Source organism: Cupriavidus sp. FW305-27 (assembly GCF_058787995.1).
Window position 1 is genome coordinate 15948 of sequence record NZ_JBYTAG010000059.1, and the last position, 18196, is coordinate 34143.

General features: G+C 69.3%; 16 protein-coding genes. 5 read left to right on the forward strand and 11 right to left on the reverse strand.

The annotated features are described in order from the left end of the window. Positions 1–8: 8 nt before the first annotated feature. The 3 genes from AC3WRI_RS24790 to AC3WRI_RS24800 form a co-directional block, all read right to left on the reverse strand. Positions 9–584: a hypothetical protein gene (locus AC3WRI_RS24790; RefSeq protein ID WP_011617952.1), complete on the reverse strand. Its 576-nt coding sequence runs from the start codon at positions 582–584 to the stop codon at positions 9–11. 32 nt (positions 585–616) lie between these two features. Further along, positions 617–1774, reverse strand: a complete 1158-nt coding sequence (locus AC3WRI_RS24795) for an acyl-CoA dehydrogenase family protein (protein ID WP_010811172.1) — start codon at positions 1772–1774, stop codon at positions 617–619. Positions 1775–1897: 123 nt separating this feature from the next. Beyond that, positions 1898–3676 carry an OPT/YSL family transporter gene (locus AC3WRI_RS24800; protein ID WP_011617953.1) on the reverse strand — a complete coding sequence of 593 codons (1779 nt, stop codon included), beginning with the start codon at positions 3674–3676 and terminating at the stop codon, positions 1898–1900. Positions 3677–3870: 194 nt separating this feature from the next. On the opposite strand from AC3WRI_RS24800, the gene AC3WRI_RS24805 reads away from it, so the two are divergent. The 3 genes from AC3WRI_RS24805 to AC3WRI_RS24815 are packed head-to-tail and all read left to right on the forward strand — an operon-like array spanning position 3871 to position 6235. Then, complete coding sequence (locus tag AC3WRI_RS24805; RefSeq protein ID WP_492294269.1) at positions 3871–5553, forward strand: FAD-dependent oxidoreductase; 1683 nt, start codon at positions 3871–3873, stop codon at positions 5551–5553. Next, positions 5543–5722, forward strand: coding sequence for a hypothetical protein (locus AC3WRI_RS24810; protein WP_011617955.1), 180 nt, complete (start codon positions 5543–5545; stop codon positions 5720–5722). Before AC3WRI_RS24805 ends, AC3WRI_RS24810 begins: the two co-directional genes overlap by 11 nt. Positions 5723–5764: 42 nt before the next feature. Then, positions 5765–6235, forward strand: a complete 471-nt coding sequence (locus AC3WRI_RS24815; protein ID WP_010811168.1) for a MarR family winged helix-turn-helix transcriptional regulator — start codon at positions 5765–5767, stop codon at positions 6233–6235. 4 nt (positions 6236–6239) lie between these two features. On the opposite strand, the gene AC3WRI_RS24820 is transcribed toward AC3WRI_RS24815, so the two are convergent. Beyond that, positions 6240–6695: a YccF domain-containing protein gene (locus AC3WRI_RS24820; RefSeq protein ID WP_010811167.1), complete on the reverse strand. Its 456-nt coding sequence runs from the start codon at positions 6693–6695 to the stop codon at positions 6240–6242. A 385-nt stretch (positions 6696–7080) separates the two neighbouring features. Between AC3WRI_RS24820 and AC3WRI_RS24825 the strand changes: the two genes are divergently transcribed. Continuing rightward, positions 7081–8016 carry a 2-hydroxyacid dehydrogenase gene (locus AC3WRI_RS24825; protein WP_439669504.1) on the forward strand — a complete coding sequence of 312 codons (936 nt, stop codon included), beginning with the start codon at positions 7081–7083 and terminating at the stop codon, positions 8014–8016. Positions 8017–8076: 60 nt separating this feature from the next. On the opposite strand, the gene AC3WRI_RS24830 is transcribed toward AC3WRI_RS24825, so the two are convergent. From AC3WRI_RS24830 to zwf, 5 genes are read right to left on the reverse strand one after another with little or no spacing between them, the layout of a single operon-like run. After that, positions 8077–9405 (reverse strand): sensor histidine kinase, encoded by a 1329-nt coding sequence (locus AC3WRI_RS24830; protein ID WP_011617958.1) that lies wholly within the window; start codon positions 9403–9405, stop codon positions 8077–8079. Continuing rightward, positions 9405–10118, reverse strand: coding sequence for a response regulator transcription factor (locus AC3WRI_RS24835; RefSeq protein WP_011617959.1), 714 nt, complete (start codon positions 10116–10118; stop codon positions 9405–9407). The genes AC3WRI_RS24830 and AC3WRI_RS24835 overlap by 1 nt, the downstream gene beginning before the upstream one ends. A gap of 2 nt (positions 10119–10120) precedes the next feature. Continuing rightward, the gene (gene glk, locus AC3WRI_RS24840; RefSeq protein WP_011617960.1) at positions 10121–11134 is read right to left on the reverse strand and encodes a glucokinase; all 1014 of its coding nucleotides are present in this window, start codon (positions 11132–11134) and stop codon (positions 10121–10123) included. Positions 11135–11169: 35 nt separating this feature from the next. Then, a complete protein-coding gene (gene pgl / locus AC3WRI_RS24845; protein WP_011617961.1) occupies positions 11170–11850 on the reverse strand; it encodes a 6-phosphogluconolactonase in 681 nt (226 codons plus the stop codon). Positions 11851–11884: 34 nt separating this feature from the next. Continuing rightward, positions 11885–13342 carry a glucose-6-phosphate dehydrogenase gene (zwf, locus tag AC3WRI_RS24850; RefSeq protein ID WP_011617962.1) on the reverse strand — a complete coding sequence of 486 codons (1458 nt, stop codon included), beginning with the start codon at positions 13340–13342 and terminating at the stop codon, positions 11885–11887. A 226-nt stretch (positions 13343–13568) separates the two neighbouring features. Between zwf and edd the strand changes: the two genes are divergently transcribed. Further along, positions 13569–15425 carry a phosphogluconate dehydratase gene (gene edd / locus AC3WRI_RS24855; protein WP_011617963.1) on the forward strand — a complete coding sequence of 619 codons (1857 nt, stop codon included), beginning with the start codon at positions 13569–13571 and terminating at the stop codon, positions 15423–15425. On the opposite strand, the gene AC3WRI_RS24860 is transcribed toward edd, so the two are convergent. Together AC3WRI_RS24860 and AC3WRI_RS24865 are read right to left on the reverse strand one after the other, a co-directional pair. After that, positions 15422–16360: a mechanosensitive ion channel family protein gene (locus tag AC3WRI_RS24860; RefSeq protein ID WP_492294270.1), complete on the reverse strand. Its 939-nt coding sequence runs from the start codon at positions 16358–16360 to the stop codon at positions 15422–15424. The genes edd and AC3WRI_RS24860 overlap by 4 nt on opposite strands. A gap of 459 nt (positions 16361–16819) precedes the next feature. Then, a complete protein-coding gene (locus AC3WRI_RS24865) occupies positions 16820–18067 on the reverse strand; it encodes an MFS transporter (RefSeq protein WP_454750614.1) in 1248 nt (415 codons plus the stop codon). Positions 18068–18196: the final 129 nt, after the last annotated feature.

Sequence of the window (18196 nt, forward strand, 5' to 3'; positions counted from 1 at the left end):
TGCCCCGGTCAATGCCACACCCGCGTGGCGTTGGCCCAACGCGCCGCGCACGACGACTGCGCTACGGCCGCGTCGATCGTTTCGTTGGCGGCCTCCGCCGCCGGCACCGTCGCGGCAACATCCAGCGCGGCGCGCCACAGCACCGCCGACACCAGCGTCTTGCATTGCCGCCGTTCGCCATGCGCAAGCGCGAGCAGCCGCTCATAGCCGTCCAGCACGATCAGCCGGTCACCACGGCGCGGATGCAGCGACAGCGTGTAGAGGTGGTCAGACTCGCATTGCAGGCTGCCGCCGCTGACCGCGACCACGATTGCACCCGGCAACGCAATGCCGCTGGCCTGGACCTCGCCACGCAAGCGCGCCAGGTACGCGTGCGCGCGTGGATCGCAGGTGCCGCCCACACCGCCCGCCATCTCTGCCGGCAGCGCGCAGAGCGCCATCAGCTCGGCCGGCGAAACCGCCAGCGTATAGGCCTGCAGCGTGGGACGATAGGTTGCCACCACGGCGCGCAGCCGGTGCGGCGCATCGCCATCATGCCCTGCCTGCAGCGGGCTGTCCGGCCCGCGTAACTGCATCGTGTTCATGTCGACTCCTGCCGCGCGGGGCGTTTACCTGGTCAGTCGCGCAGCAGTTGCTTGGCGATGATCAGCTGCTGGATCTGCGTGGTGCCTTCATACAGGCGCAGCAGGCGCACGTCGCGGTAGAAGCGCTCGGCCTTGTACTCGGCGATATAGCCGGCGCCGCCATGGATCTGCACCGCGCGGTCGGCCACGCGGCCCACCATCTCGGTACAGAACATCTTGGTGCACGAGGCCAGCATGCTGACCTCCGGATCGCTCTTGCCGGCGGGCTTGGCGTCGTAGCGCTGGGCGCAGTCGCGCACCATCGACAGGCCGGCGTAGAGCTCGGCCTGGCTGTCGGCCAGCATCGCCTGGATCAGCTGGAAGTCGCCGATGGGCTTGCCGAACTGCTTGCGCTCCCTGGCATAGGCCACAGCGTCGGTGATCAGGCGATGCGCCATGCCGCAGGCCAGCGCCGAGATATGCAGGCGGCCGCGGTCGAGCACCTTCATCGCGGTCTTGAAGCCCACGCCCGGCACGCCGCCGATGATATTGGCGGCCGGCACGCGCACGTTCTCAAGCACCACGTCGCAGGTCTTGGTGCCGCGCTGGCCCATCTTCTTGTCCGGCTTGCCCAGCGAGATGCCCGGGGTGTCGGCCGGCACGATGAAGGACGAGATGCCCGAAGCGCCCGCGCCGCCGGTGCGCGCCATCAGCGTGAAGGCGCCGGCGCGCGGTGCGTTGGTGATGAAGCGCTTGGTGCCGTTGATGACATAGTGGTCGCCATCCAGCTCCGCCTTGGTCTGCAGCGAGGCCGCGTCGGAACCCGCATTGGGCTCGGTCAGCGCGAACGAGATGATCAGCTCGCCGCTGGCGATGCGCGGCAGGTACTGCTGCTTCTGTTCCTCGGTGCCATCCATCAGGATGCCTTGCGAGCCGATGCCGACGTTGGTGCCGAACACCGAGCGGAAGGCAAAGGCGGTATGGCCCAGGTCGTAGACCACATCGCATTCCTGCGACATCGACAGGCCGATGCCGCCGTAGTTCTCGGGGATGGAGATGCCGAACAGGCCCATCTCCTTCATGTCCGCGACGATCTCGGCGGGCACGTCGTCGGTTTCCTCCAGCGTGTCTTCGGCGGGCTTCAGGCGTTCGTCGATGAAGCGCTGCACCGAGGCGCGCAGCAGGGCAAAGGATTCTTGGTCAAGGGCCATGATGATTCTCCGGGTCAAGCCAGTGCGTCAGTCTGGCCGCCTATGGTACGCTGGTCGCGGGATTTGACAATCCACTGAAACTTGGACAGAAGCGTCAGTATAATTTGACAATCGCAGCCGGCCTCAACCCAATGTGGCGGATAACAGGCCCGCCACGCCGATGGCCAGCGCCGCCAGCGCATCGCCCGCGATCAGGCCGCCACCGACCAGCGATGCCGTGCTCATATCCTGCGGCAAACCCCGGGCCGGCCTTGCGGGCCTGGCCACGGCGGCGGCCACGCTCGCCACCACGCCGCCGGCCGCCATCCACCCGGCCGCCGCCAGGTTGACGAAGCCGCCGAAAGATGACGCATAGGGCGAAGGCAGGATCACCGCATCGAGCAGGAAATCCGCCACCCGCCCGCGCCGGCTGGCTTGCGCGAAGCGCTGCCACGCCTGCCGGCCGAGGATGGCCTTGCGCAATACCGCGGTAGCCAGGCCGAGCGCGAGGCCCGTTGCCACTGCCACATGCTGGCCGGCACGGCTTTGCGCCAGCCCGTGCAGCACGCCCACGATCTTGTATGTCATGGCCGAGGTCCAGCGCGCCGGCTGCTGGTCGGCCGGCAGGCTGGTCTGGTCCAGCGCCAGCACCGGGTAGGCATGCATGAACAGCCGTGCCATCGCCACCGCAACCAGCGCACCCACGACGATGCCCGCCACCTGGTAGCCGAACTGCACCATGCGGTCGCTGCCCAGGCGCCAGCCGGTGGAGCGGTCCTGCTGCATGTCGCTCGCCTCGGCCGTGGCCACCAGCAAGACCGTGGCGGCGATCAGCCCGACATGGGGCGCGCGCAGCCCGGCGGCGGCCATCAGGATCACGGACAGCACGAAGGCCGACGAGATCGGGTTCTGGTCGACCATGCCGACCGAGATGCCGTTGACCAGCGCAAACACCAGCACCAGCAGCACGGCCATCAACTGGAAACCCAACGGCTGGCCGAACCATGCCACGCCCGCCGCCACCGTGGCCGCGCCCCACAGCAGCGCCCAGGCCGCCACCCAGCCCATGCCCGGCCCGCGCCGCGGCGCAGGGTGGCGGCGCGCGCGCCACTGGCGGCACGCCTGCGCCAGCAGCAAGGCCACATCGACCGCAGCCGCCCCCATGATCATGCCCAGGGCCACCAGGAAGGTGGCCTTGCGATAGGGCTCGCCAGGCGCCATCCAGCCCGCGGCAACAAACCACGGGGTCATGGCCCAGCCGGCCAGCCCGCCCACCAGCGCGGCAATGCCCACGCGCGCGCCGACGATCATCCCGGCGCCGAAGGTCGCGGCCGACAGGTCCAGCGCCGCCAGCCACGGCATGCGCGCGGCGCCCAGGCCGCAGCCCAGGCCCAGTGCCATGCCGCCCCCGAGCCGCGCCACCGAACGCCGCAGCAGCGCCGGATCGGTCAGCGCGCGCAGGATATTGGCCACGGCCAGCCCCGACGGAAAGGTCAGCTGCATCCGGTCCACCAGCAATGGCGTGTACAGCATGCCCACACCCACCCCGAACATGCCGATGCACAGCATGTACAGCACCAGCTGCCACAGCGGCGGCTGCGCCATGCCCAGCCACGCCATCGCCTGCAGCACCACGGCCATGCCGCCCATGCCCGCCACCGACGCCGCCGCGGTCTGGATGTAGTTGGCGCCGTGGCGCCCGGGCGCGCCATAGCCCGCCGTCACCACCGAGCCGAGGATGCCCGCCAGCACCTGCCCGCCAACAAAGAAGCCCAGCGAGAAATTCATATACGCGGCAGCGATGCCGCCCAGCGGCCCCAGCACCAGCATGCCTGCCGCGCCCAGCAGCACGTGGTACTGCCAGCTGCCCGGCGAGGGCAGCCTGGTGGCGCGGGGTGCGGCGTCGGTCGGGAGCGTGGGCATGGCGCAGCGGGCGGGCTGAGGCAGCGTGCCTCTTGCGAAGCATAGGCCAAGGCCGCCCTGCAGCAATGTGCGACTTGTCTCCGACTTTCGCCGGGCGGCCGATGCCCGGCCGGGTTAACACTAGTTTCGCACGCAACCATCTGGTCGATATAGTTGCGCACACAACTACATCGCAGAGACACCACAGCCCCGCCATGCCAGACTCCACCGCTCCCCACGCGGCCGTGCCGCCGGCACCGCCGCCCTCGTCATCGCGCCCATGGCCGCAGCGCGTGCCGGTACTGATTGCCGGCGGCGGCCCGGTCGGCCTGACGCTGGCCGCACTGCTGGCGCGCCAGGGCATTGCCGCGCTGGTGGTGGAAGCCGACGACGGCTACTGCGCCGGCAGCCGGGCCATCTGCATGGCGCGGCGTTCGCTGGAGATCCTCGGCTGGGTGGGCGCGGACCGCGCCACCGTCGAAACCGGCCTGCCGTGGGTGGGCGGGCGCAGCTACTACCGCGATGCCGAGGTGCTGCATTTCCGCATGCCCAGCGAGCCCGGCGAGCGCTTCGCGCCGATGGTCAATATCCAGCAGTACTACGTGGAGGCCTTCGCCCACGACGCCGCGCTGCACGGCGCTGCGCCAGCGGATGTGCGCTTCGGCGCGCGCGTGCAAGCAGTACGCCAGCACGGCAGCGGCGTCGTGGCCGAGATCCAGACAGACGAAGGCGTGGTGCAGGTCGACGCGCAATGGCTGGTGGCCTGCGACGGCGGGCGCAGCACCGTGCGCGAGCAACTGGGCCTGCGCATGGAAGGCACCCAGTACGAAGGCCGCTACGTGATCGTCGATATCGTGCAGAAGACGCGGCGCGAGGTGGAACGGCTGGCCTGGTTCGACCCGCCTTCCAACCCCGGATCGACCATCCTGATGCACCGCCAGCCTGACGATGTCTGGCGCATCGACTACCAGATCCGCGACGACGAAGACCCCGATGAAGCCGTCAAGCCGGAGAACGTGCTGCCGCGCGTGCAGAGTCACCTCGACATGATCGGCGAGACCGAGCCGTGGCGGCCGCTGTGGATCTCCATCTACAACGCCAAGTGCCTGACCTTGCAGGACTACCGCCACGGCCGCGTGCTGTTTGCCGGCGACGCCGCGCACCTGGTGCCGATCTTTGGCGTGCGCGGGCTCAACTCCGGGCTGGACGATGCCGGCAACCTGGCCTGGAAGCTGGCGTGGGTGCTGCGCGGCCAGGCGCCCGAAAGCCTGCTCGATTCCTATTCGACCGAACGCGTGCATGCCACGCGGCAGAACATCGCCTACGGCGCCAAGAGCACCGAGTTCATGGCACCGCCCGACTTTGCCTTCCGGCTGATGCGCGAGGCCACGCTGCGTCTGGCGCAGCATGAGCCCGCGGTGCGGTCACTGATCAATCCGCGGCAGTCGGCACCGATTGCCTATACGGATTCGGCGCTGAACGGTCCCAGCGACTTTGGCGACGACTGTCCTGGCGCCGCGCCCGGCCTGCCCGCGCCGGAAATGCGCGTGGCAGGCCCCGACGAGGTCGTGCACCTCACGCAATGCTTCGGGCAACGGTTCACGTTGCTGTACTTCAGCGATGCGCCCACGCTGCCCGAGCCACTGGCCGCGTTCGCGCATGCGCATCCGGACGCCATGCAGACACACGTGGTGGTCACCGGCGGCAACGTGGCCGGCGCCACGGCGCTGGCCGACGTCGCCGGCCAGGCCCACGCCCGCTACGGCGCACGACCCGGCACGCTCTACCTGATCCGCCCCGATGGCTATGTCCTGGCACGCTGGCGCGAACCGTCATGGGACGCCGTGCGCGCCACCCTTGCCCCCCTGATGCAAACCGGAGCCCGCCATGCAAGCTGAAGACCTCGACCTCGCCTACACCCATCTGTGCGAGGCCATGGGCCGTGCCGGCGAAGCGCGCACCCCGCTGCTATTGGCAATGGTGTGCCTGGGCCTGATGAGCCGGCAGGAAGCGCTGGCGCCGGTGCTCGCGCTGATCGACGAAGCCGAGGCGCGCAGCCAGAAATAGGGAACATAGGGCTAGAATGCCGACGCCTGACAAGGACACGCCATGAAGCCACTGCCACGCCTCGACCAGTTCCTGACCTACCGCCTGCACCAGGTCAACAAGCTCAGCGACAAGGACAGCGCCGCCGCCTACCTGGAGCAATGCGGCCTGCCGCTCGGCGAGGGCCGCTGCCTGGCCGCGATCGGCGCCTTTGCGCCGCTGTCGGTCAACGAGCTGGCGCACCGCGCCAACCTGACCAAGGGCCAGGCCAGCCGCTCTGCGCAGGCGCTGGTGGCGCGCGGGCTGGTCAGCAAGGAGGCCAGCGAGGCCGACGGGCGCGGCGTGGTGCTGTCACTGACAGCACAGGGCAAGCCGCTGTACCGGCAGGCGATCACGATGATCGCCAGGCGCAATGCAGAGATCTTCGGCTGCCTGAGCGACGCCGAACGGGCGCTGCTGGGCAGCCTGCTCGACCGGCTGGTCGCGCACGCCGGCCAGCAGGACGAAGAAGGCGCCGAAGACGCCGGCGCCTGATCCTTCAGCGGCGCAGGTTGTCCACCTGCACGCGCGCGCCATCGCGGCGCGCTGCGTCGGCCACCTCATTGGTGACCACGGTCTGGCCGATCGGCGCCAGCGCAATGCCGGCCAGCTTCAGGTGCTGGATCGCAAACGGGATGCCGATGATGGTTACGAAGTTGGCGACCGCCGCCATCACGTGGCCGATGGCCAGCCACACGCCGGCAAAGACAAACCACAGCACATTGCCGACCAGCCCCAGCGCGCCGGTGCCGACATCGTCGCGTCCGCTCAGCTCGCGCCGGCTGATGGCCTGCTTGCCGAACGGGAAAAAGGTGAAAGTGCCGATCACGAAGCAGGCCTTGCCCCAGGGGATCCCGATGATCGAGATAAAGGCCAGCAGCCCAACCAGCCACCAGGCCAGGCCCATGACCACGCCGCCAAGGATGAACCAGAGGAAGTTGCCGATTGCGCGCATGTCATTCTTTCGCGAGTGAGGAAGAGAACACGCATGATACGCAACGGTGTGGTGCGGGCATGGCGCCGAGCGGGTCGTGGCAGCAAAGCGTACCCGTTTCTGCGTGCCTCGCCGAAACCGGCGGAACGGCATCGCCGGCCCTTCGGGAAACGCGTTCGACCCTTGTTTATAGGCATATTCCATTCTGCAAGACCGATCGCAAACCCCGCTGCCGCGGGCAAAGCGTACCCGTTTCTGCGTGCCTCCGCGCGTGCTGTCGCCTTCGGCAAGCCCGGCGCCGCAGCGCTAGAATGTGACGTCTGCCCGCTATCCGCGTGACGGACTCCGGGTGCATCCCACCCGCTGTCACCCTTCTCCGACTCCATCGCCTGCTCCGCTGTCCCCCATGAAGCCCACGCTGCTGATCCTGACCCAAGTCGCCACCCACCACCGCGACGCCATTGCCGAACGATTCGAGATCCTCTACGCGCCAGACGCCGAAGGCCGCGCCGCGCAGATCGCCACGCAGGGCGAACGCATCCGCGCGGTACTGACCATCGGCTCCACCGGCCTGACCGCGGCGGAGATCGACGCGATGCCGGCACTGGAACTGGTGTGCGCACTGGGCGCGGGCTTCGAGAACATCGCCGTGGCCCACGCCCGCGCACGCGGCATCGCCGTGGCCAATGGCGCCGGCACCAACGACAGCTGCGTGGCCGACCACGCCTTCGCGCTGCTGCTGGCGACCGTGCGCGCCGTGCCGCAGCTGGACGCGGCCACGCGCGCAGGCACCTGGCGCACTGCACTGCCGCTGCGGCCCAATGTCTCTGGCAAGCGGCTGGGGATCGTCGGGCTGGGCACCATCGGCCGGCGTATTGCCCGGCGCGGCGAAGGCTTCGACCTGGAGATCGGCTATCACAACCGCAAGCCGCGCGAAGATGCCGGGTACCGGTACTTCGACAGCATCGGTGCGCTGGCCGCTTGGGCGGACTACCTGGTGATCGCCACGCCGGGCGGGGCAGGTACGCGGCACCTGGTCGATGCAAGCGTGCTGGCGGCGCTCGGGCCGGCCGGGTTCCTCGTCAATATCGCGCGCGGCAGCGTGGTGGATACCGAAGCGCTGGCTTCAGCGCTGCGCGCTGGCAAGCTTGGCGGGGCGGGGCTGGATGTCTATGAGAGCGAGCCGGCGCCGCCGGTGGTGTTGTTCGACTGTCCTAACGTCGTGCTGACGCCGCATGTGGCTGGCTGGTCGCCGGAGGCCATCACGGCGTCCGTGACGCAGTTCCTGGAGAATGCGCGGCGGCATTTTGCTGGGGAGGGGTTGTTGACGCCGGTGGGCTGAGGGGCAAGCTCTTGCATTGGACAACGGTACGCCGACAACAGCCCAAGCAGCAGCTAAGATCTACCCGGCCCCAAACACCACCCTCACCCTCAACCCCGGCCCCGCATCCTCCAGCACCACCCGCGCCCCATGCGACTGGGCAATCTCCGCCACGATGGCCAGCCCCAGCCCGCTGCCGCCGGTCGGCGCATCGGCCACCCGATAGAACCGGTCAAACACGCGCGCCCGCTCCTCAGCGGGGATCCCCGGCCCGTTGTCGCTGACAACCAGCTCAACGGCGCGCCCATCGGCGCTGCGACCCACCAGCACATCGATACGGCTTCCGGCAGGGATATAAGCCAGCGCATTGTCCAGCAGGTTGGTCAGCAGGATGCGCAACGCATCCACATCTCCACGCACCACCACCGGCGACGTGTCCTTGCTGCCGTCCAGCCCAAGGTCGATATTGCGATCCAGCGCTGCCTGCGCCATGTCCGCGACCACGCTTGCGGCCAGTTGATGCAGCTCCACCGGTTCGTGCCGGGGCATGGCTGCGCCCGGCTCCTGCCGTGCCAGCGTCAAAAGCTGGGTGACCAGGTGGGTCAGCCGCTCCAGCCCCTGGCGCAGCTTGCCGATCGCTTCGTCACGCGCTGCGCCGTTGGCGGCGCGCTCCACCAGCTGTGCCTGCAACTGCAGCGCTGCCAGCGGCGTGCGCAGGGCGTGCGCGGCGTCGGCGACGAAGGCACGCTGGGTGTCGATGGCGTGCGAGAGCCGCGCCAGCAGCTGGTTCAGCGCTGCGCTCAGCGGAGCGATCTCGTCCGGCATCTGGCGCACGGCCAGCGGCGCCAGTGTGTTGGCGTCGCGCGCGCGCACTTCGGTGGCAATTTCGCGCAGCGGGCGCAGGCCGCGCCCCACTGCCATCCACACCAGCCAGCCCAGCAGCGGCAGCAGCAACAGCAGCGGCGCCACGGTGCGCAGCGCCATGCGCGCGGCCAGGGTGCGCCGTGCGCTCATCGGCTGCGCGATCTGCACCACGGTGGGCCCAAGCTGCATGCTGTATAGGCGCCATTCGCCCTGCTGCGTGGTCACGTTGGAAAAGCCCAGTTCCGCACGCGCGGGCAGCGCCGGGTGCGAATGCGACAGGTACAGGCTGCGGCCGGAGCCGTCCCAGATGTGGATGACCACATCCTCGTCGGCGTGGGTCAGGTCGCCGGGCGAGCCCAGGAAAGGCGGCGCCACCGGGTCGGCGAACTGGCTGGGCAATGCCGCGGCCATCTGCTTCATCTGGTAGTCGAACAGCGCGTTGGCTTCCTGCCGTGCCTGCCCGTAGATCAGCGCCGTGGCGACGGCGATGCCGGCAAGCAGGCCCGCGGCCAGCCACCACAGCAGGGTTCGCTGGATGGAGCGCATCAGGGGGTGTCTCCTTCGCCCACGGATGCTGCATCCCCATCGAGGCGCGGCACCACATAGCCCACGCCGCGGATATTGCGAATCAGCGCCGCGCCGAACTTCTTACGCAGCGCGTGGATATAGACCTCGACGGTATTGCTGCCGACTTCATCGTCCCAGCCGTACAGCCGCTCCTGCAGCTGCGGCACCGACCAGACCTTGCCGGGCCGCGCCATCAGCGCGGCCAGCAGCGCGAACTCGCGCGCCGACAGGCGCACCGGCTCGCCGCGGTGGGTGGCCTCGCGGGTAGTGGGGTTGAGCACGATGTCGCCGTAGCTGACCAGCGGTTCCGCCCGGCCGGCGGCACGGCGCGCCAGCGCGTGCATGCGCGCCGCCAGTTCCTGCAGGTCAAAGGGCTTGACCAGGTAATCATCGGCGCCGGCATTGAGCCCCGCGACACGATCCGCGACGGCATCGCGCGCGGTCAGGATCAGCACCGGCGTCGGCACGCCGCGCGCGCGCAAGGTGCGCAGCACGTCGAGGCCCGGGCGCCGCGGCAGGCCGAGGTCGAGCAGGATCAGGTCATAGCACGCCTGGCCGTGCTGCGCGGTGCTGGCCGCGGCCAGGCCCGCGTCGCCGTCGCGCACCCAGTCGACGGTAAAGCCTTCCTGGCGCAGCGCCAGCTTGACGCTGTCGCCGATCATGGCGTCGTCTTCCACCAGCAGCACGCGCATGGCTATGCGTTCCGGCCGCGGCCGTCGAGCTGCTCGGCCAGTGCGCGCGCCAGTCCCGGCAGCGCGGGGTGGCTGGCGGTGATGACGTGGACCGGCACGGCCTCCAGCCAGCCGCGCATGCGGCCCTTGGCGACAAAGCGCTCGGCGAAGGCCGAGGCCTGCAGCGCAGGCACGAAGCGTGGCAGGATGCCGCCGCCCAGGTAGACCCCGCCACGTGCGCCCAGCACCAGGGCGATGTCGGCCGCAACCGAGCCGAGCAGGCCGAAGAACACCGCCATGGCGCGCTGGCACAGCGGGTCGTGGCGCTCGAAGGCGCCGGTGGTGACCTGCTCCGGCAACAGCGGCGCGAGCAAAAGCGTACCCGTTTCTGCGGCCAGCGCGGCATGGATATGCGACAGGCCGCTGCCGCACAGGAGCCTCTCCGCCGACACCCGGCCAACGTTGCGATGGGCGGCGCGCCAGGCGATCCATTCGTCGTCAGTGTCGGGCATCAGCTCGATATGGCCGCCTTCGCCGGCCAGCGCCACGGCTGCTCCGCCCGGCGCCGGCACCAGGCCGGAAACGCCCAGCCCGGTGCCCGGCCCGACCAGCGCGAGCGGCGCGGTGCGCACCGCGGTGCCGGCACGCACGGGCACCAGCCCGTCGGCAGGCAGGTACGGCAGGGCCAGCGCCAGCGCGGTGAAGTCGTTGATGGCCACCAGCGTCTGCAGCCCGAGCGCGCGCCGCATGCCGTCGATCGAGAACGACCAGTTGTGGTTGGTGAGCCGGACCTGGTCGCCGGTCACCGGGTTGGCCAGGCCGATCGCCGCGTGGCGCGGCACCGGCTTGCCCGACGCGGAAAGTCCGTCGAGGTATTGGCGCAGGGCTGCTTCGAGCGACGGGAAATCGGCCACCTTCAGCGCGGTCACCGGGCCGATCCGCATTGGTGCGGTTTCCAGTGCAAAGCGCACGTTGGTGCCGCCCACATCGCCGAGCAGGCGGGGGAAGTCAGCGCAGGAGGATGCAGTGGTGGCCATGGTGTCGGGTAGTGCTCCGCTTGGGAATCAGTCTGTCAGGTCTTGAACACGTCAAGCCCGTGCCGGTGCCGTGACAGCACCAGGCTGACCGGCAACGACGGCACAGGGCCCTGCAGCGCGCGTTCGAGCACCTCGGCCTTGGCCGCGCCCGACACTGACAGGAACACGCGCTCGGTGGCCAGCAGCGCCGCCAGGTTGAGCGTGATGCGGGCATGCGGCGCGGCTGACGGGCGCGTGATCACGTAGCCGGGCTGCGGCTCGCTCAGCGCGCCCTGCAGTTCGGGCGCATCCGGGAACAGCGAGGCGGTATGGCCGTCCTCGCCCATGCCCAGCACCACCACGTCTGGCTGGCGGAATGCGCTGTTGGCGCGCGCCACCGCCTGTGCCGGCGCGGCAGCGTCCTGCGCATCGGCAATCAGCGGCACGAAAGCGGCACTGGCAGCGGCCTCGCGCAGCAGGTGCGCGCGCACCAGGGCGGCGTTGCTGTCGGCGTGCTCGGGCGGCACCACGCGCTCGTCGACCAGCGTGATGGTCACCGCTTCCCAGCGCACGTGCCGGTGGCGCAGCCGCTCGAACATCGCCACCGGCGAGCGTCCGCCCGAGACCGCCAGCACCGCCCAGCCCTTGACGCGGATGGCCAGTTCCAGCGCATTGCCGATGGAGATGGCCAGCGCCTCGGCCTGGTCCATCGGGGTGGGATGCTCAAACACGCGCATGATGGTTTCCTTTGCGATTCTGCGAGCGCATGGCTCAGGCTTCCTCGTGCCACAGCCCGCCGTCGCGCGACATCAGCGCCGACGACGCGGCCGGTCCCCAGGTGCCGGCGGTATAGGGCTTGGGCGGCACGGTGCTGGCATCCCAGGTGTCGATGATGGGTTCGACCCAGCGCCAGGCCTGCACTTGTTCATCGCGGCGCACGAACAGGCCCAGCCGGCCGCGGATCACGTCGAGCAGCAAGCGTTCGTAGGCGCCGGCGCGGCGCACCTTGAACGAGTTGGCAAAGTCCAGGTCGAGCGAGGTCGGCGTCAGCTCCAGCGTGTCGCCAGGCTGCTTGACCAGGCAGTACAGGCGGATGCTTTCTTCCGGCTGCAGCTGGATCACCAGCCGGTTCTGCGGCGACAGCGTCAGCGGCCGCGGGAAGATCGCGTGCGGCACGTCGCGGAAATGGATCACGATCTCGGCCACGCGCGACTGCATACGCTTGCCGGTGCGCAGGTAGAACGGCACGCCTTCCCAGCGCCAGTTGGCGATCTCGGCCTTGATCGCGACAAAGGTCTCGGTGCGGCTGTCGGGCGCGATGCCCGCTTCTTCCAGGTAGCCCGGCACCGGCTTGCCGCCGATGGCACCGGAGCGGTACTGGCCGCGCACGGTCTTCTCGGCCACGTCCTGCGGCGTGATCGGCTTGAGCGCCTTCAGGATCTTGATCTTCTCGTCGCGGATGGCATCTTCGCTGAGGCTGGCCGGCGGCTCCATCGCCACCATGCACAAGAGCTGCAGCAAGTGGTTCTGCACCATGTCGCGCAGCGCGCCGGTGCGGTCGTAGAAGTCGCCGCGCGTTTCCACGCCGAGTTCTTCGGCGATGGTGATCTGCACGTCCTGCACCCACTCGCGCCGCCACAGCGGCTCGAACAGCGCGTTGCCGAAGCGGATCGCCATCAGGTTCTGCACCGACTCCTTGCCGAGGTAATGATCGATGCGGTAGATCTGCTCTTCGGCGAAGAACTTCGCCACTGCCGAGTTGATTGCCTCGTTGGATTCGAGGTCATGCCCCAGCGGTTTTTCCAGCACGATGCGCACGTTGGGCGCCTGGCGCGTGTTCAGGCCGGTGCGTGCCAGCTGCTCGCAGATCGACACGAACAGGTGCGGCGCGGTGGCGAGATAGCACACCACCACTTCAGGCTTGCGTGCCAGCACCTGCTCCGCGAGCGCATCGAAATGCGCGGGCACGCGTGCATCGGCCTGCACGTAGACAATGCGCGCGCAGAACTTGTCCCATGACTCGGGCGGCGCATGGGCTAGCCCGGGGCGCACGGTCTGCTCCAGCGAGGCGAGGTAGTCCGCGGTCGAGAGCGGCTGGCTGCCGGTGGCGAGGATGCGTGCGGCCGGATGCAGCAGGCCGGCGTGGTGGGCATCGAACAGGGACGGCAGCAGCTTGCGCCGCGCCAGGTCGCCGGTGCCGCCGAACAGCACCATGTCGAAATCAGGCATGCTCACCCTGGACTCCTTTAGCGATTTGAGGACCCGCCATGGAAGGCGCGCGGTGTGGCCAGTTTACGTGACTCGCCAGCGCTTGGCGAGGCGCAGGCCGCGGCACTTGCTTGGCAAAGGCATGACCGGAGCGCGAAGCGTACCCGTTTCTGCGTGTGCTGCGCAGTGGATCGTGCGGTACGCGGCAAAGTGCGCTAGGCTGAAAGCTCCCCCGCAGGAGAACCCCATGCCACGTCATCCAGTGCTCGAGCGGGTCACCGCCCGCATCGTCTCCCGCAGCGCCGCCTCGCGCCAGGCGTACCTTGACCGCACCCACGCCATGGCCGGGCAGAAGGTCGAACGCGCGCAGCTTTCCTGTACCAACCTGGCCCATGCGGTGGCTGCCATGCCGGACGCCGCGAAGATCCGGCTGAAGGCCGACGAGCGGCCCAACCTGGCGATCGTCTCGGCCTACAACGACATGCTGTCGGCGCACCAGCCGCTGGCGGCTTTCCCTCAGTGGCTCAAGGAAGCGGCGCTCGAGGCCGGCGGCACCGCGCAGTTTGCCGGCGGCACGCCCGCGATGTGCGACGGCGTCACGCAGGGCCAGGACGGCATGGACCTGTCGCTGTTCTCGCGCGATGTGATTGCGCTGGCCACGGCGGTGGCGCTGTCGCATCAGATGTTCGATGCCGCGCTGTACCTGGGCGTGTGCGACAAGATCGTGCCCGGGCTGGTGATGGGCGCGCTGTCGTTCGGCCACCTGCCGGCCGTGTTCGTGCCGGGCGGGCCGATGACCACCGGCATCAGCAACGACGAAAAGGCGCACACGCGCCAGCTCTACGCCGAAGGCAAGATCGGCCGCAAGGAACTGCTCGAGGCCGAGACCCGCTCCTACCACGGCCCCGGCACCTGCACCTTCTACGGCACCGCCAATTCCAACCAGATGCTGATGGAGATGATGGGCCTGCACCTGCCGGGCACGGCCTTCGTCAACCCCAACACACCGCTGCGCGAGGCGCTCACGCGCGAGGCCGCGCGCCAGGCGCTGAAGCTGGTGCACGGCGGCGAGCGCTATACGCCGGTGGCCGAGGTGCTGGACGAGCGCGCCTTCGTCAACGGCATCGTCGGGCTGCTGGCCACCGGCGGCTCCACCAACCACACGCTGCACCTGATCGCGATGGCGCGCGTGGCCGGCATCGTGCTGGGCTGGGACGACTTTGACGAGCTCTCGGCCGTGGTGCCGCTGCTGGCGCGCGTGTACCCGAACGGCAAGGCCGACGTGAACCAGTTCCAGGCCGCAGGCGGGCTGCCCGTGGTGATCCGCGGGCTGCTGTCGCTGGGCCTGGTGCATGACGACGTGACCACCATCGTCGGCCGCGGGCTGCAGGACTACACGCGCGAACCCGTGCTGCGCGACGGCAAGCTGACCTGGATCGACGGCCCGGCCGCGCCGCTCGACGACAGCATCGTGCGCGCCGCCGACGCGCCCTTTGCGCCGGACGGCGGCATCAAGGTGCTGGACGGCAGGCTAGGCCGCGCGGTGATCAAGACCTCTGCGGTCAAGGCCGAGCACCAGGTGGTGGAGGCACCGGCGATGGTGTTCGAGCATCAGGACGATGTGCTGCACGCATTCAAGCGCGGCGAGCTGGAGCGAGACTTCGTTGCGGTGCTACCGTGGCAGGGCCCGGCCTCGTGCGGCATGCCCGAGCTGCACAAGCTCACGCCCACGCTGACGGTGCTGCAGGACCGCGGCTTCCATGTGGCGCTGGTGACCGACGGGCGCATGTCGGGCGCGTCGGGCAAGGTGCCGGCGGCTATTCACGTCTGCCCCGAGGCGCTGCGCGGGGGCGCGATCGGGCGCGTGCGCAGCGGCGACATGATGCGCGTGGATGCGCCCGCGGGCGTGCTCGAGGTGCTGGTGCCGGATGACGAATGGCAGGCGCGCGCGCCTGCCCGTCCGGACCTCAGCGCCAATCGCCACGGCGTGGGCCGCGACCTGTTCGCCACCTTCCGCCGCCATGTCAGCACCGCGGAAAGCGGCGCCTGCACGCTGTTTTCGGACGAGGACGACGACGACAACAACGCACCCGTGCTCGGCTAGCCCAGGTGCTGCACCGGCTGGCGCGGGGCCCCCCCGGCCGGGTGCGGCGCGCTCGCCGATGGCGCACTGTCGGCCACCTTCACCGCACCCGGCACCGAGGCGGCGCCCGGCACGTGCAATTCCTGGATCGGCACCGCCAGCTTGCTGCCGGCTTGTTCCAGCACATGCTTGATGCGCTCGTAGAACGCGAAACGCACGTTCCAGTAGTCGTCATTCGAGGTCCAGTAGCGCACGTTCAGCGTGATGCCCTGCTGCGTGTAGTTGACCACCATGGTCTCGGGCCTGGGTTCGGCCAGCAGGCGCGGCTCGCGCGCGAGCATCGCGCGCAGCGCTTCCAGGCTGCGCTGCACATCGCTGTCGAAGGTCACCGTGGCCTCGATGTCTGCGCGCCGCGTGGCGTTCTCGCTGTAGTTGGTGATGGCGCTTCCCCACAGCTTGCCGTTTGGCACGCGCAGGCAGACGCCATCGAAGGTGGTCAGCTCGGTCATGAAGAGGCCGGTCTCGCGCACGGTGCCGGCCACCCCCTGCGCATCGATGTACTGGCCGACGCGGAACGGCCGCAGCAGCACCAGCATGATGCCGGCGGCAATGTTCTGCAGCGTGCCCTGCAGTGCCAGCCCGATGGCCAGGCCCGCGGCGCCCAGCATGGCGATGATGCTGGCGGTCTGCACCCCGAACTGCGACAGCACCAGCACGATGGTCAGCACGCGCACCATCCATTGCAGCGCGTTGGCCAGCAGCGGGCGCATGGTCTCGTCCACGTGCGTGCCGCTGAGCGCGCGCCGGGCGCCCCGGGCCACGCGGGCCGACAGCCACCAGCCGGCCATCAGGATCAGGATGGCTGCCAGGCAGTTCATTCCCTGGTTGATGGCGAACTGGACCAGGTAAGTCCAGCCCGCCTCCAGCTTGTTCGCATCGATGAAGTTCAGGTCCATGGGAGCGGCTCCGTTTGCGGTTGTTATGGAGGAGACAGGCGGTGCTGCGTACCCGTTTCTGCGTGCGGCAGCGGGCTGCCAGATCGGCCCCAGGCGCCTGGCGGGGAATTTCCCGCTTGACAACTTGCCGCACGTTGCCGGCGCGATGTCGGACGATCACCGACAATGCCGGCACGGCAATACAGTGAAGGGGACAAGCAAGGCGGGATTTGGTTTCCGGCGATTGCGTCACGCGGTTGCGTGCAGGCGCGCCAGCCCTTGTGCAATCAAGGCTGGCGGCGGATCAGAAAAATCCGAGCGAGGGAGGAACCAGGGGCAGCCAGGCCAGGCTCGGCGCGGCGGGCCGGCTGTGCGGCACAACTTTCAGCGACGAAAGTTGGCGAATAGGGGTCGGCGATACCGCCATCCGGGCATCGACAGGGACGCAGAAACGGGTACGCACCCTGCCCCGGCAATGGGTCAGGCCGGATGATCGTGCAGCCGGTCGCGCGCGGCCAGCGCGGGAAAGAGCCGCATCCACAGCGCCACCACCAGCAGCGTGCCGACGCCGCCCAGGATCACCGCGCCCACCGGGCCCAGCAATGCCGCGGTGACGCCGGACTCGAACTCGCCCAACTGGTTCGAGGCGCCGATAAACACCGAATTGACGGCGCCCACGCGCCCGCGCATGTCGTCCGGGGTGTCGAGCTGGACCAGCGTGGAGCGCACCACCACGCTGATCATGTCCGAGGCGCCCAGCACCACCAGCGCCACCATCGACAACGGCAGCCAGGTCGATACGCCGAACACCACGGTAGCCACCCCGAACAGCGCCACCGCGCCGAACATGATGCGCCCGGCGCGCCGGTTCAGCGGACGGCGCGCCAGCCACAGCGCCATTACCAGCGCGCCGACCGCCGGCGACGAACGCAGCAGCCCCAGGCCCCACGGCCCGGTGTGCAGGATGTCGCGCGCGTAGATCGGCAGCAGCGCCACGGCGCCGCCCAGCAGCACCGCGAACAGGTCCAGCGAAATCGCGCCCAGCAGCACCGGGCGGCTGCGGATATAGGCAAACCCGGCAAACACGGTGCGCACGCTGACCGGCGCGGTCAGGCGCTGCGCGGCCTGGCGCAGCGTGATGCCGCTGACCAGCACGGCGGCAATGGCAAAGAGCGTGGCACTCAGCCCATAGACCACGCCCGGCCCGGCCACGTAGGCAAAGCCACCAATTGCCGGGCCGATGATGATGGCGGCCTGCCCGGCGGAGCTGGCCAGCGCCACCGCGCGCGGCAGCTGGCGCGGCGTCACCACGCTGGGCAGCAGCGCCTGCAGCGTGGGGGTCTCGAACGCGCGCGTGGCGCCGATCAGCGCGACGAAGACAAAGATGTGATGGCTGTCGATCCAGCCGCTCAGGCTGGCCACGGCCATGCCGGCGGCCAGCAGCGCCTCGATCGCCTGGCAGGTGCGCACGATGCGGCGCCGGTCGAAGCGGTCGGCCACGTGCCCCGACATCAGGATCAGCACCACCGACGGCAGGAACTGCACCAGCCCGACCATGCCGAGCATCAGCGGGTCGCGGGTCAGGTCGTACATCTGCCAGCCGACCGCCACCGTAAAGATCTGGTAGCCAATCGTGGTGCACAGGCGCGCGAACCAGTAACGGCGGAAAACGGCGTCGCGGAAGACGCTGTCCGGCGCGGCGGCCTGGACGGTGGCTGGGGAAGACATGGATGCGGGAGGGAGGCGGAGATGGCTGCGCACCGCCCAGCGCCGCCGTGCCGTTGAGGACGCCACGACAGCCATTGCAGTGCACAAAGGCAAGATTCTAAAGCGCCTGCTGAATACCTGCATACAGAT